The organism is Bradyrhizobium tropiciagri, assembly GCF_001189845.1.
Taxonomy (GTDB): Bacteria; Pseudomonadota; Alphaproteobacteria; order Rhizobiales; family Xanthobacteraceae; genus Bradyrhizobium; species Bradyrhizobium tropiciagri.
Map to the genome: position 1 here is coordinate 1 of NZ_LFLZ01000130.1, position 12330 is coordinate 12330.

9 protein-coding genes are annotated in these 12330 nt (G+C 66.3%); 7 read left to right on the plus strand and 2 right to left on the minus strand.

Going from position 1 to position 12330, the window contains the following annotated elements; all coding sequences use genetic code 11:
* Positions 1 to 2793 carry a [protein-PII] uridylyltransferase gene (locus AKN84_RS43250; RefSeq protein ID WP_050426430.1) on the minus strand — a complete coding sequence of 931 codons (2793 nt, stop codon included), beginning with the start codon at positions 2791 to 2793 and terminating at the stop codon, positions 1 to 3.
* A gap of 199 nt (positions 2794 to 2992) precedes the next feature.
* Here AKN84_RS43250 and AKN84_RS43255 point away from each other — a divergent pair, with 199 nt between their 5' ends.
* The 5 genes from AKN84_RS43255 (at position 2993) to AKN84_RS43275 (ending at position 7389) form a co-directional block, all read left to right on the plus strand.
* Positions 2993 to 3967, plus strand: a complete 975-nt coding sequence (locus AKN84_RS43255; protein ID WP_050426431.1) for an aliphatic sulfonate ABC transporter substrate-binding protein — start codon at positions 2993 to 2995, stop codon at positions 3965 to 3967.
* Positions 3968 to 4217: 250 nt separating this feature from the next.
* Positions 4218 to 5054 carry an ABC transporter permease gene (locus tag AKN84_RS43260; RefSeq protein ID WP_050426437.1) on the plus strand — a complete coding sequence of 279 codons (837 nt, stop codon included), beginning with the start codon at positions 4218 to 4220 and terminating at the stop codon, positions 5052 to 5054.
* A complete protein-coding gene (locus AKN84_RS43265; RefSeq protein WP_050426432.1) occupies positions 5054 to 5839 on the plus strand; it encodes an ABC transporter ATP-binding protein in 786 nt (261 codons plus the stop codon). The genes AKN84_RS43260 and AKN84_RS43265 overlap by 1 nt, the downstream gene beginning before the upstream one ends.
* A gap of 56 nt (positions 5840 to 5895) precedes the next feature.
* Positions 5896 to 6405 (plus strand): OsmC family protein, encoded by a 510-nt coding sequence (locus AKN84_RS43270; RefSeq protein ID WP_050426433.1) that lies wholly within the window; start codon positions 5896 to 5898, stop codon positions 6403 to 6405.
* A gap of 183 nt (positions 6406 to 6588) precedes the next feature.
* Complete coding sequence (locus AKN84_RS43275) at positions 6589 to 7389, plus strand: hypothetical protein (RefSeq protein WP_050426434.1); 801 nt, start codon at positions 6589 to 6591, stop codon at positions 7387 to 7389.
* 85 nt (positions 7390 to 7474) lie between these two features.
* On the opposite strand, the gene mutS is transcribed toward AKN84_RS43275, so the two are convergent.
* The gene (mutS, locus tag AKN84_RS43280) at positions 7475 to 10201 is read right to left on the minus strand and encodes a DNA mismatch repair protein MutS (RefSeq protein WP_050426435.1); all 2727 of its coding nucleotides are present in this window, start codon (positions 10199 to 10201) and stop codon (positions 7475 to 7477) included.
* A 212-nt stretch (positions 10202 to 10413) separates the two neighbouring features.
* On the opposite strand from mutS, the gene pcaF reads away from it, so the two are divergent.
* Together pcaF and pcaH are read left to right on the plus strand one after the other, a co-directional pair.
* Positions 10414 to 11622, plus strand: coding sequence for a 3-oxoadipyl-CoA thiolase (gene pcaF, locus AKN84_RS43285; RefSeq protein ID WP_050426436.1), 1209 nt, complete (start codon positions 10414 to 10416; stop codon positions 11620 to 11622).
* Between the two features lie 105 nt (positions 11623 to 11727).
* The coding region (gene pcaH, locus AKN84_RS43290; RefSeq protein ID WP_050426438.1) for a protocatechuate 3,4-dioxygenase subunit beta at positions 11728 to 12330 on the plus strand (603 nt) is incomplete at its 3' end.

The following is a 12330-nucleotide window of genomic DNA, read 5'->3' on the forward strand; positions in this document are numbered from 1 at the left end:
CTACGCAGCAGGCTTCGCAGCCTGGTCCTCGCTCGACAACAGATGCAGCAGCGAGCTCTTGATCGCCGATTGCCGGGTCGGCGCGGTGATCTGGGCGCCGAGCAGATCGGTGACGTAGAACACGTCGCGGGCGCGTTCGCCGAAGGTCGCGACGTGGGCTGAGGCGATGTTGAGGTTGAGCTTCGAGATCGCGGTGGTGAGCTGGTAGAGCAGGCCGGGGCGGTCGAGGCCGGAGACCTCGATCACGGTGTAGCGGTCGGACCACTGGTTGTTGATGGTCACTTCGGGCTCGACGATGAACGGCCGCGCCTTGCTGCGCACCGCGCGCTTCGCCACCGCCTCGGGCAGCCTGAGCTTGCCTTCCAGCACCTGCTCGATCATCTCGCCGATCCTTGTAGCACGGCGGCCCTCGTCATCGTCGCGGTCGTATTCGCGCGAGATCGAGATGGTGTCGAGCGCACGGCCGTCGGTCGTGGTGTAGATCTGCGCGTCGACGATGTTGGCGCCGGCCGAGGCGCAGGCGCCCGCGATGATCGACAGCAGCCAGGGATGGTCGGTCGCCAGGATCGTGAGCTCGGTGACGGCGCGGATCTCGTCGAAGCCGACATTGATCGCGAGCTTGTGGCCGGCCTGCTCGCTGGCGCGGATGAAGCGCGCCTGGCGGATCTTGCGCGGCAGCTCGACCTTGAGCCAGTAGGCCGGGTAATGCCGGCCGATATAGGCGTTGAGCTCGGCTTCCGGCCATTCGGTGAAGGCGCGGCGGAATTCGGCCTGCGCCACCGCGATGCGCTGCGCGCGGTTGACCTCCGAGAAGCCGCCGGTCAGCACCGGCTCGGTCTCGTAATACAGCGTGCGCAGCAACTGCGCCTTCCAGCCGTTCCACACGCCGGGGCCGACGCCGCGGATGTCAGCGGTAGTCAGGATCGTCAGCAGCTTCATCTGCTCGACCGATTGCACCACGGCGGCGAAATTCTCGATGGTCTTGCGGTCCGACAGATCGCGCGATTGCGCCACCGTCGACATCGTCAGATGTTCCTCGATCAGCCAGGCCACCAGCTCGGTGTCGGCGGCCGAGAAGCCGAGCCGCGGGCACAGCCGGCGCGCCACCTTGGCGCCGGCGATCGAATGATCCTCCGGCCGGCCCTTGGCGATGTCGTGCAGCAGCGTTGCGATATAGATCACCGGGCGGTGCTCGGGCCGGATCTTGCGGAACAGGTCGCTGGCGACCGTGAACTCCTCGTTGCCGCCGCGCTCGATGTCCTGCAGGAAGCCGATGCAGCGCAGCAGATGCTCGTCCACCGTATAGTGGTGGTACATGTTGAACTGCATCATCGACACGATCTTGCCGAAGGCGCGGATGAAGTGGCCGAGCACGCCGGTCTCGTTCATCCGCCGCAGCACCACCTCCGCATTGTCGGAGGTCAGGATCTCCATGAACAGGCGGTTGGCCTCGTCGTTCTCGCGCAGCTGGGTGTTGATCAGCTTCAGCGAGCGCGTCACCGTGCGCATCGCATCGGGATGGAAGGCGAGGTTGTTCTGCTGCGCGAGGCGGAAGATCCGGATCAGGTTGACCGGATCGTGCTTGAACACGTCGGGCGCGGCGAGGTTGATACGGTTGTTGTCGACGATGAAGTCGTCGCTGCCGGCCAGGCGCCGCCGCTTGGTGCCCGGCCGCAGCCGCGCCACCATCCGGCTCAGCACCGGCGCCGGCTTGTTGTGCTCCTCCTCGAGCTTGGCGCACAGGATCGCGGTGAGGTCACCGACGTCTTTCGCGATCAGGAAGTAGTGCTTCATGAAGCGCTCGACGTCCTGCATGCCGGGATGCGAGGTGTAGCCGAGCCGGACCGCGATCTCGCGCTGCATGTCGAACGACAGCCGTTCCTCGGCGCGTCCGGCGAAGAAGTGCAGGTTGCAGCGCACCGACCACAGGAAGTCGGCGCAGCGGCGGAAAGTGCGGTACTCCTGCGCGTCGAACACGCCGCGTTCCAAGAGCTCGTCGGTCTCGCGCACGCGGTAGACGTATTTGGCGATCCAGAACAGCGTGTGCAGGTCGCGCAGGCCGCCCTTGCCGTCCTTGACGTTGGGCTCGACCAGATAGCGCGACTGGCCGGCGCGGCGATGCCGTTCCTCGCGCTCGGCGAGCTTTGCGGTGACGAATTCCGCCGCGGTGCCCTGCACCACTTCCTTGTCGAAGCGCTCGACCAGCTCGTCATAGAGTGGCTGGTCGCCGGTCAGAAAGCGGGTCTCCAGGATCGCGGTGCGGATCGTCATGTCGCCGCGCGCCTGGCGGATCGATTCATCGACCGAGCGGGTGGCGTGGCCGACCTTCAGCCCCATGTCCCACAGGCAATAGAGGATGGCTTCGGCGACCTGCTCGCCCCAGGCGGTCTGCTTGTAGGGCAGGATGAACAGCAGATCGATGTCGGATTCCGGCGCCATCAGCCCGCGGCCATAGCCGCCGGTCGCGACCACGGCCATGCGTTCGGCGCCGGAAGGGATCGGCGAGTGGTAGAGATGCCGGGTCGCCGCGGCGTAGAGGATGCGGATGATCTCGTCCTGCACGAAGCAGAGCCGTTCGGCGCAGCGGCGGCCGTGACGGTCCTTCAGCAGCAGCGCCTGCGCCGTGGCGCGCGCCGCGATCAGCTCGGCCTTGAGCAGCTGCGCCATCGCGGCGCGGAACTGATCCTCGCGGCCGGCATGCTGTTCGGCGAGGGCATTGACCGCCGCGGTGATCCGCTCGGTCTCGAAACGATCATCCGCTTCAGGGCGGACTTCGGCTACGACGCTGTCCATACGTTCATCCGATATCGGACGGAGCTGTTGCTGTCACTGACCAAAGTATGACGACAGCAGCTCCATGCTTTCCCGGCGGGGCTTCGGGCAAGATCGTTCTCGCGCCGTCGCGTAAAGGGTAGAGATTTTCTCGTTGACCGCAAGGCTAACTCATTGAATTAAAAGATTGTTTCTTTAATCGGCTTGAGGAGATCGATGAATGCATGAATTTTCTCGGCGCGCCTTCGCTGCGCTCTTCGCGGTCTCGACATTCCTGCCCGGCGCGGCGCTCGCCGCCGACGCGCCGAAGGAGATCCGGATCGACTGGGCGACCTACAATCCGGTGTCGATGGTCCTGAAGCAGAAGGGCCTGCTGGAGAAGGAATTCGCCAAGGACGGCATCAGCATCGTCTGGGTGCAGTCGGCCGGCTCCAACAAGGCGCTCGAATTCCTCAATGCCGGCTCGATCGATCTCGGCTCGACCGCGGGCTCGGCCGCTTTGGTCGCGCGGATCAATGGCAACCCGATCAAGTCGATCTATGTGTATTCGCGCCCCGAATGGACCGCGCTGGTGACCACTAAGGACTCGAAGATCGCGTCCGTCGCCGATCTCAAGGGCAAGCGCGTCGCTGTGACGCGCGGCACCGACCCGCACATCTTCCTGGTCCGCGCGCTGCTCGGCGCTGGTCTCACCGAAAAGGACATCACGCCGGTGCTGCTGCAGCATGCCGACGGCAAGACCGCGCTGATCCGCGGCGACGTCGACGCCTGGGCCGGCCTCGATCCGATGATGGCGCAGGCGGAGGTCGAGGAGGGCGCCAAGCTGTTCTACCGCAAGGCGGACGCCAACACCTGGGGCATTCTCAATGTCCGCGAGGAGTTTTTGAAGGCGCATCCGGATATCGTGCGCCGCGTGCTCGCCACTTACGAGGAAGCGCGGAAATATTCGCTGGCGAACTATGACGAGCTGAAGAAGACCTTCATCGCGGTGACGAAACTGCCCGACGCCGTGGTCGACAAGCAGCTCAAGGAACGCACCGAGCTGAGCCATAGCCGGATCGGTAGCCCCCAGCGCGAATCCATCCTCGCCGCCGGCCTCGCGCTGCAGCAGGCCGGCGTGATCGACGCCAAGACCGACGTGAAGGCGGCGCTGGATGCGTTGATCGACGATCAGGTCCCGCTGCCGACGAACTAGCTCCGCCTTCACCCTCCCCTGGAGGGGGAGGGTCGGCTCACAGCGAGCGAAGCGAGACGTGAGCCGGGGTGGGGTGATCTCTCCACCCGGGCAGCGCCCGATCCGAGAGACCTTCACCCCACCTCGGTTCGCATTTCATGCGAACCGATCCCAGAGCGAGCTCCGCTCGTCTCGACCCCCTCCAGGGGAGGATAAGGGCCCGTCGCCCCCACCTTGCAATCCCGCCGGAAGAATAGTTCTTGCTATGGCCATGACCGTTGACCTGCCCGCGCTGGAACAGACGGCCGCGCCGCGTGCGGCGCCGGCGCGGTGGTCGCGCTTTGCACGGCCGGCGCTCGGGCTTCTGGTGCCGGTGGTGTGTGCGCTCGGCTGGGAACTGGTGGTTTATCTCGGCTACTCCAACGGCCGACTGGTGCCGCCGCCGTCAAAGGTGTTCCAGACCATCGTGGAGCTCGCCAAAAGCGGAGAGCTGTCGCGGCATATCCTGGCGACCTTGTGGCGCGTCGGCGCGGGCTTTGCGCTCGGCGTGATCGCCGGCACCATCATGGGTGCGATCTCCGGCTACTGGGATTTCGCCAAGCGGCTGCTTGATCCGACGGTGCAGGCGCTGCGCGCGATCCCCTCGCTCGCCTGGGTGCCGCTGTTCGTGCTCTGGCTCGGCATCTTCGAGACCTCGAAGGTCGCGCTGATCGCGGTCGGGGTGTTCTTTCCGATCTATCTCGGCGTGATGGGCGCGATCCTGTCGGTCGATCGCAAGATCGTCGAAGTCGGGCGCGTATTCCGCCTGTCCGGGCCGGCTATGATCCGCCGCATCCTGTTGCCGGCGGTGCTGCCGGCCTATGTGGTGGCGCTGCGGGTCGGCCTTGGCCTGGGGTGGATGTTCGTGGTCGCGGCCGAACTGATCGGGGCCTCCGAAGGCCTCGGTTATCTCCTGCTCGACGGCCAGCAGCTCGGCAAGCCGGCGCAGATCCTCGCCGCGATCGTGATCTTCGCGATCCTCGGCAAGCTGACCGACTGGCTGATCGAGGTCGCCGCCGCGCCGCTGCTGCGCTGGCAGGACGCGTTCGGCGCGCAGGGAGGGCAGTGATGCTCGCACTCAAAGACGTCGGCAAGACCTATCCGAACGGCGTCCACGCGCTGGAGCGCTTCTCGGCGGAGATTTCGCCCGGCGAGATCATCGCCATCATCGGCGGCTCCGGTTGCGGCAAATCGACCTTGCTCCGCGCCATCGCCGGCCTCGATCGCGCCAGCACCGGCAGCGTGACGCTGGACAATGCCGTCATCACTTCGCCCCACGCCAAGATCGGCATCATCTTCCAGGAGCCGCGGCTGCTGCCCTGGCTCAGCGTCGCCGACAATATCGGCTTCGGTCTCGCCGATCTTGCGGCTGATGCGAGGGGCGAGCGGGTCGCATCGGCGCTGGCCCGCGTCGGCCTCACTGATAAGGCCTCAGCCTGGCCGCGCGAGCTCTCCGGCGGGCAGGCGCAGCGGGTCGCGATCGCCCGCGCTTTGGTGCCGCAGCCGGAAGTGCTGCTGCTCGATGAGCCGTTCTCGGCGCTCGATGCCTTCACGCGGCGCGATTTGCAGGACCATCTGCTCGATCTCTGGGCCGATACGCGGCCGACCCTGATCCTGGTCACCCATGATGTCGACGAGGCCGTGGTGCTGGCCGACCGTGTGCTGGTGATGCGGCCGCGGCCGGGCCGGCTGTTCGAGCAGATCACCATCAACCTGGCGCGGCCGCGTGATCGCAAATCGGAACTGTTCGATACCTTCAAGCGCCGCGTGCTGACCGCGCTCGACCGCTCGCTGGATCGCTCGGTGCGTGACGCCACCGACAAATCCAGCGCCGGCGAAGCGATGTGGTGGTGACATCGGCGGCTTAAGGCCTTACACCAGAATAAAGAAAAATAGCCGGGAGCAGAACCATGGACTCCGCCGAACTCCGCGCAATGCAGGCTCCGATCAAGGAGCGTTACAAGACCGACCCGCAGGCCGCCGTGATCACGTTGAAGGCCAAGGGCACGATCGACAGCGAAAGCCTCTCCTGCAAGGTCGAGACTGGCCGCGCGCTTGCGGTCGCCGGCCTGCATCCCGCGACCGGTGGCTCCGGTCTCGAGCTCTGCTCCGGCGACATGCTGCTGGAAGCGCTGGTCGCCTGCGCCGGCGTCACGCTGAAATCGGTCGCGACCGCCGTCGAGGTGCCGCTGAAGGTCGGCAACGTGTTCGCCGAGGGCGATCTCGATTTCCGCGGCACGCTCGGTGTCGACAAGGAGGCCCCGGTCGGCTTCCGCGAGATCCGTCTCCGCTTCGACGTCGGCACCGACGCGCCGCAGGACAAGCTCGATCTGTTGCTGAAGCTCACCGAGCGCTATTGCGTGGTCTATCAGACCATCAAGAACGGCCCGAAGGTGACGGTGACGATGCAGCGGGTGTGATCGCTCTTACCCTCCCCTGGAGGGGGAGGGTCGTCTCGCATCGCCAGATGCGAGGCGGGGTGGGGTGACGGTCCCTCCATCCGATCAGTCCTTCCTGCTGAGAGATCACCCCACCTCGTTTCGCATTTCGCTGCGCTGCATGCGAACCGATCCTCCCCCTCCAGGGGAGGATAAGAAAAAGAAATGTCCCCCGAGCTCCACTTCATCCTGCTCCTCGTGCTGCGCATGGCGGTTGCGGCCGCGTTCGTGGTCTCTGCGTCGATCATCACGGAGCGCTCGGGGCCGGTGATCGGCGCGCTGATCGCTACACTACCGATCTCGGCCGGGCCGTCCTACACTTTCCTCGCGCTCGACCATGACGCCGCCTTCATCGCCGAGGGCGCGCTGTCGAGCCTGCCGGTCAATGCGGCGACGATCTTCATGGGCCTCACTTATGCAGTGCTGGCGCAGCGCTTCAGCATGTGGATTAGCGCGGGAAGCGCGATCGCGTTGTGGCTCGTGCTCGGCACCATCGTCCGTCAGTTCGCGTGGACGCTCACCGGCGGCCTGATCCTCAATGCCATCGCCTTTGCGATCTGCATCCCGCTGCTCAAGCCGTATCGGCACGTCGCCAAGATGCCGCTGATCGCGCGGCGCTGGTACGACATTCCGCTGCGCGCCGCGCTGGTCGCGAGCCTGGTCGGCACCGTCGTCACCGCATCGACCTGGGTCGGTCCGCGCGTCACCGGCGTGATCGCGCTGTTTCCGATCGTGTTCTCCTCGATGATGCTGATCCTGCATCCGCGGATCGGCGGCCCCGCCACCGCCGCCGTGCTCGCCAACAGCGCCTGGGGCCTGCTCGGCTTCGGCCTCGGCATCGCCGTGCTGCACGTCGCGGTGTTGCAATTCGGCTCGGCGATCGGCCTCTGCTGCGCGCTCGCCACCTGCATCGTCTGGAATCTGGCGCTGTGGCAGATCGGGCGGAGGAAGGCTGCGAAGGCGTAGGATGGGTAGAGCGCAGCGAAACCCATCATGCTTCCGCGTGGAGGAAAGTCGATGGGTTTCGCTTCGCTCTACCCATCCTACGCAGCTACTGTTTCGGCAGCTTCGCCCTCAACGCATACAGCGCATCCAGCGCCTCGCGCGGCGACATCTCGTCGGGATGCAGCGCCTTCACCGCCTCGACCAGCAGATCTGCCTCGCTCGGCGGCTTGTCTTCGGCGGCGGCGCGGGAGGGGACGGCGAACAGCGGCAGGTCGTCGGCCAGCGCGCGCGCGGTCTGGCCGCGGTCCTGCGCTTCGAGCTTTGCCAGCACCGATTTGGCGCGGGTGATCACCGCGGGCGGCAGGCCGGCGAGCTTGGCGACCTGGATGCCGTAGGAGCGGTCGGCGGAGCCCGGCAGCACCTCGTGCAGGAACACGACGTCGCCCTGCCATTCCTTCACCCGCACCGTCGCGTTGAACATCCGCGGCAGCTTGGCCGAGAGCGCGGTCAGTTCGTGATAGTGGGTGGCAAAGAGGGTGCGGCAGCGGTTGCTCTCGTGCAGATGCTCGATCGCGGCCCAGGCGATCGACAGGCCGTCGAAGGTCGCGGTGCCGCGGCCGATCTCGTCGAGGATCACAAGCGACCGTTCGCTGGCCTGATTGAGGATCACCGCGGTCTCGACCATCTCGACCATGAAGGTCGATCGTCCCCGGGCCAGGTCGTCGGCGGCGCCGACGCGCGAGAACAGCCGGTCGACGATGCCGAGCCGCGCCCGCGATGCCGGCACATAGCTGCCGATCTGAGCAAGGAGTGCGATCAGCGCGTTCTGGCGCAGGAAGGTCGATTTACCGGCCATGTTCGGACCGGTGATCAGCCAGAGCTGACCGGACTTTTGTCCCGGCGCCGGCGACAGGTCGCAGGCATTGGCGATGAACGGCTGGCCGTCGCGCTTCAGCGCCTGCTCGACCACGGGATGCCGGCCGCCCTCGATCGCAAAGCCGAGCGAGCCGTCGACATCGGGCCGCACGTAATTGTCGTCGATCGCTAGCTTCGCCAGCGAGGTCGCGACGTCGAGCATCGCAAAGGCATGCGCGGTGTTGCGCAAATCGTCGCTGGCGGCGAGCGCCATCGCGCTCAGCCGCTCGAAGATCTCGAGCTCGAGATTGAGCGCGCGCTCGCCGGCATTGGCGATCTTGGCCTCGGTCTCGCCGAGCTCCGATGTGGTGAAGCGCACCTGTCCGGCCAGCGTCTGGCGATGGATGAAGGTTGCGTTCAGCGGCGGTGCGAACAGCTTGTCGCCGTGCTGCGCGGTGACCTCGACGAAATAGCCCAGCACATTGTTGTGCCGGATCTTCAGCGTCTTGATGCCGGTGTCCTCGGCATAGCGCGCCTGCATCGCGGCGACGACGAGGCGCGAAGCGTCGCGCAAATTGCGGCTCTCGTCGAGCGCGGCTTCATAACCTTCGCGGACGAAGCCGCCGTCGCGCTTGATCAGCGGCAATTGCTCTGACAGTGCGCGGGAGAATTCCTGCGCCAGGTCGCGCGACGGGCGCCGCAGGGCCGCCATCACGGTCGAAACCTCGGCCGGCGGATCGCTGAGCTGTGCCAGCAGCTCCAGCGCCTGGTCGGCGGCGAGGATGCCGTCGCGCAGGCTGGCGAGATCGCGCGGGCCGCCGCGGCCGACCGAGAGCCGCGCCAGTGCCCGCGACATGTCGGGCGCCGCGCGCAGCACGGTCCTGACATCCTCGCGCGCCGCGGAATCCGCAACGAAGGCCGAGACCGCATCGAGCCGCCGCGCGATCACGGCAACGTCGGTGAGCGGCGCGGCAAGGCGCTGCGCCAGGAGGCGCGAGCCCGCTGCGGTCACGGTGCAGTCGATCGCATCGAGCAGCGAGCCGCGGCGCTCGCCGGCCAGCGTGCGCGTCAGTTCGAGGTTGGCGCGGGTCGCCGGGTCGATCGCCATCGTGGTGCCGGCGGCCTCGCGCGCCGGCGGCGACAGCGGCGGGCGTTTGCCGACCTGAGTGCGGTCGATATAGGTGACGGCCGCGGCGGCGGCGGTCGCTTCCAGCCGCGACATTGCGGAGAGACCGTCCATGGTCGCGACCGCGAAATAGTCGCACAGCCGCCGCTCCGCGGTGGCGCTGTCGAACACGTCGCGGGTCAGCGGCGTCACCGACGGCAGCTCCCGCAAGGTCGGCGCCAGTTCGTTGTCGCCGTAAAGCGCGTCGGTGACGATCGCCTCGTTCGGATTGATCCGCGCCAGCGTCGCGGCAAGCTCCGCGGTCGCGCATTCCGTCACCATGAATTCAGAGGTCGAGATGTCGATCCAGGCGAGCCCGAGCCGGTCGGCGCCGGCCGAGCCTCGGGCGCGCGCGATCGCGATCAGGTAATTGTTGGTGCGGGCGTCGAGCAGCGTGTCTTCGGTCAGCGTGCCCGGCGTCACCAGCCGCACCACGCCGCGGCGGACCACGCTCTTGTTGCCGCGGGCTTTTGCCTCCGCGGGATTTTCCGTCTGCTCGCACACCGCGACGCGGTGTCCGGCGCCGATCAGGCGATGCAGATAATCCTCGGAGCGCTCGACCGGCACGCCGCACATCGGGATGTCCATGCCCTGATGCTTGCCGCGCTTGGTCAGCACGATGCCGAGGGTTCTGGAGGCGATCTCGGCGTCCTCGAAGAACAGCTCGTAGAAATCGCCCATCCGGTAGAACAGCAGCAGGCCGGGGTGGGCGGCCTTGATCTCCAGATACTGTTCCATCATCGGCGTGACGCGCGACGGCGCCTCGGCGGGAGTGGCTTCGGGCGGAACGGGGATCGGCTGTTGAATGGTCATGAGGGCCGGGAAGCTACAAAATTTCGTCGTGCGGTCCTATCCGCGAAGGCGGGGTTTTCCACCCTGTCCACGGTGCCTTTATGACAGCCCTCACGGGAATGCGTGCAGGGCGCGCGGCGGCGTCAATTGACCTGCCGCGGGCACGCTCCTAAAACTGCCCTCAAGTTCCAGCCGATCCAGCGCCTAAGTCGCGGCATTCAGGGAGAGATTCAATGCGTGATGTGTTCATTTGCGATGCCGTCCGGACTCCGATCGGCCGTTTCGGCGGTTCGCTCGCCAAGGTGCGCGCCGACGATCTCGCCGCGGCCCCGATCAAGGCGCTGATGGCCAAGCACCCGACGCTCAACTGGAACGAGGTCGACGAGGTCTATTTCGGCTGCGCCAACCAGGCCGGCGAAGACAACCGCAACGTCGCGCGCATGGCGCTTCTGCTCGCCGGCATGCCGGAGTCGGTTCCCGGCCAGACCCTGAACCGGCTCTGCGCCTCGGGCCTCGATGCGGTCGGCGCGGCGGGCCGCGCCATCCGCGCCGGCGAGATCGATTTTGCGATCGCGGGCGGTGTCGAATCGATGACGCGCGCGCCGTTCGTGATGGGCAAGGCTTCGGAAGCCTTCTCGCGCTCGTCCGACATCTACGACACCACGATCGGCTGGCGCTTCATCAATCCGCTGATGAAGGCGCAGTACGGCGTCGATGCGATGCCGGAGACAGGCGAGAACGTTGCGGAGGAATTCCAGGTATCGCGTGCCGATCAGGATGCGATGGCGATCCGCTCGCAGCAGCGCGCGGGTGCCGCGATCGCGTCGGGCTATTTCGCCGAGGAGATCGTGCCGATCCAGGTGCCCGGCGGCAAGGCCGGTCCGATCACCGTCGACAAGGACGAGCATCCGCGGCCCGAGACCACGCTCGAAGGCCTCGCCAAGCTGAAGCCGATCGTGCGCAACCCGGGCACGGTGACCGCGGGCAACGCATCCGGTGTCAATGACGGCGCCGCCGCGATGATCCTCGCCTCGGAAGCCGCGGTGAAGAAGCACGGCCTGACCCCGCGCGCAAAAATCCTCGGCCTCGCGTCGGCCGCGGTGCCGCCGCGCATCATGGGCATTGGCCCGGTACCCGCGACCAAGAAGCTGGTCGAGCGGCTCGGCATCAAGGTGTCGGATTTCGATCTGATCGAGCTCAACGAGGCCTTCGCCTCGCAGGGCATCGCCTGCCTGCGCCAGCTCGGCGTCAAGGAAGACGCCGATTTCGTCAACCCGCATGGCGGCGCGATTGCGCTCGGCCATCCGCTTGGCATGAGCGGCGCGCGGCTGGTGCTGACCGCCGTGCACGGCATGGAGAAGCGGGGCGGGAAGCTTGCCTTGGCAACTATGTGCGTCGGGGTCGGCCAGGGCGTCGCGGTCGCGATCGAAAAGCTGAATTGATCCAATAGCTTGGAAGGGCTGAAAACAGCCCTTCCCCAATTTGGTTATGCACTATAATGATCTGATGTGAGCTCACCGGGCGCGTGGGCCACGGAGGAATTCGCCATGACCTTGTTGTATCCGCTGCAATCGCTTGCGGCCCATCCGGCGCGGCTGTCGCCGGACTATCGCTCCACCGTGAAGCGTTCGCCGCAAAAGCCGCTGATCCCGATGCGGCATACGCTCTCGGAATTGACCGGTCCGGTCTACGGTCATGAGACCGTGCGCGAGCACGACAACGATCTCACCATCCAGGCCAAGGGCGAGCCGCTCGGCGAGCGCATCATCGTGCATGGTCATGTGCTCGACGAGGACGGCCGCGGCGTGCCGAACACGCTGGTCGAGCTGTGGCAGGCCAATGCCTGCGGCCGCTACATCCACGTCGTCGATCAGCATCCGGCGCCGCTCGATCCGAATTTTACGGGCGCCGGCCGCACGCAATCCGACGACAAGGGCTATTACAAGTTCATCACCATCAAGCCCGGTGCGTACCCCTGGGGCAATCACCACAATGCATGGCGGCCCGCGCATATCCACTTCTCGGTGTTCGGGCACTCGTTCGTCTCGCGTCTGGTCACGCAGATGTATTTCCCCGGCGATCCGCTGTTTCCGTTCGACCCGATCTTCAATTCGGTGACGGACGAGAAAGCGCGGGCGCGGATGATCTCC

Coding starts and splice junctions, on each gene's coding strand:
- AKN84_RS43250 (WP_050426430.1), bottom strand. CDS start 2,793: ATGGACAGCGTCGTAGCCGAAGTCCGCCCTGAAGCGGATGATCGTTTC.
- AKN84_RS43255 (WP_050426431.1), top strand. CDS start 2,993: ATGCATGAATTTTCTCGGCGCGCCTTCGCTGCGCTCTTCGCGGTCTCG.
- AKN84_RS43260 (WP_050426437.1), top strand. CDS start 4,218: ATGACCGTTGACCTGCCCGCGCTGGAACAGACGGCCGCGCCGCGTGCG.
- AKN84_RS43265 (WP_050426432.1), top strand. CDS start 5,054: ATGCTCGCACTCAAAGACGTCGGCAAGACCTATCCGAACGGCGTCCAC.
- AKN84_RS43270 (WP_050426433.1), top strand. CDS start 5,896: ATGGACTCCGCCGAACTCCGCGCAATGCAGGCTCCGATCAAGGAGCGT.
- AKN84_RS43275 (WP_050426434.1), top strand. CDS start 6,589: ATGTCCCCCGAGCTCCACTTCATCCTGCTCCTCGTGCTGCGCATGGCG.
- mutS (WP_050426435.1), bottom strand. CDS start 10,201: ATGACCATTCAACAGCCGATCCCCGTTCCGCCCGAAGCCACTCCCGCC.
- pcaF (WP_050426436.1), top strand. CDS start 10,414: ATGCGTGATGTGTTCATTTGCGATGCCGTCCGGACTCCGATCGGCCGT.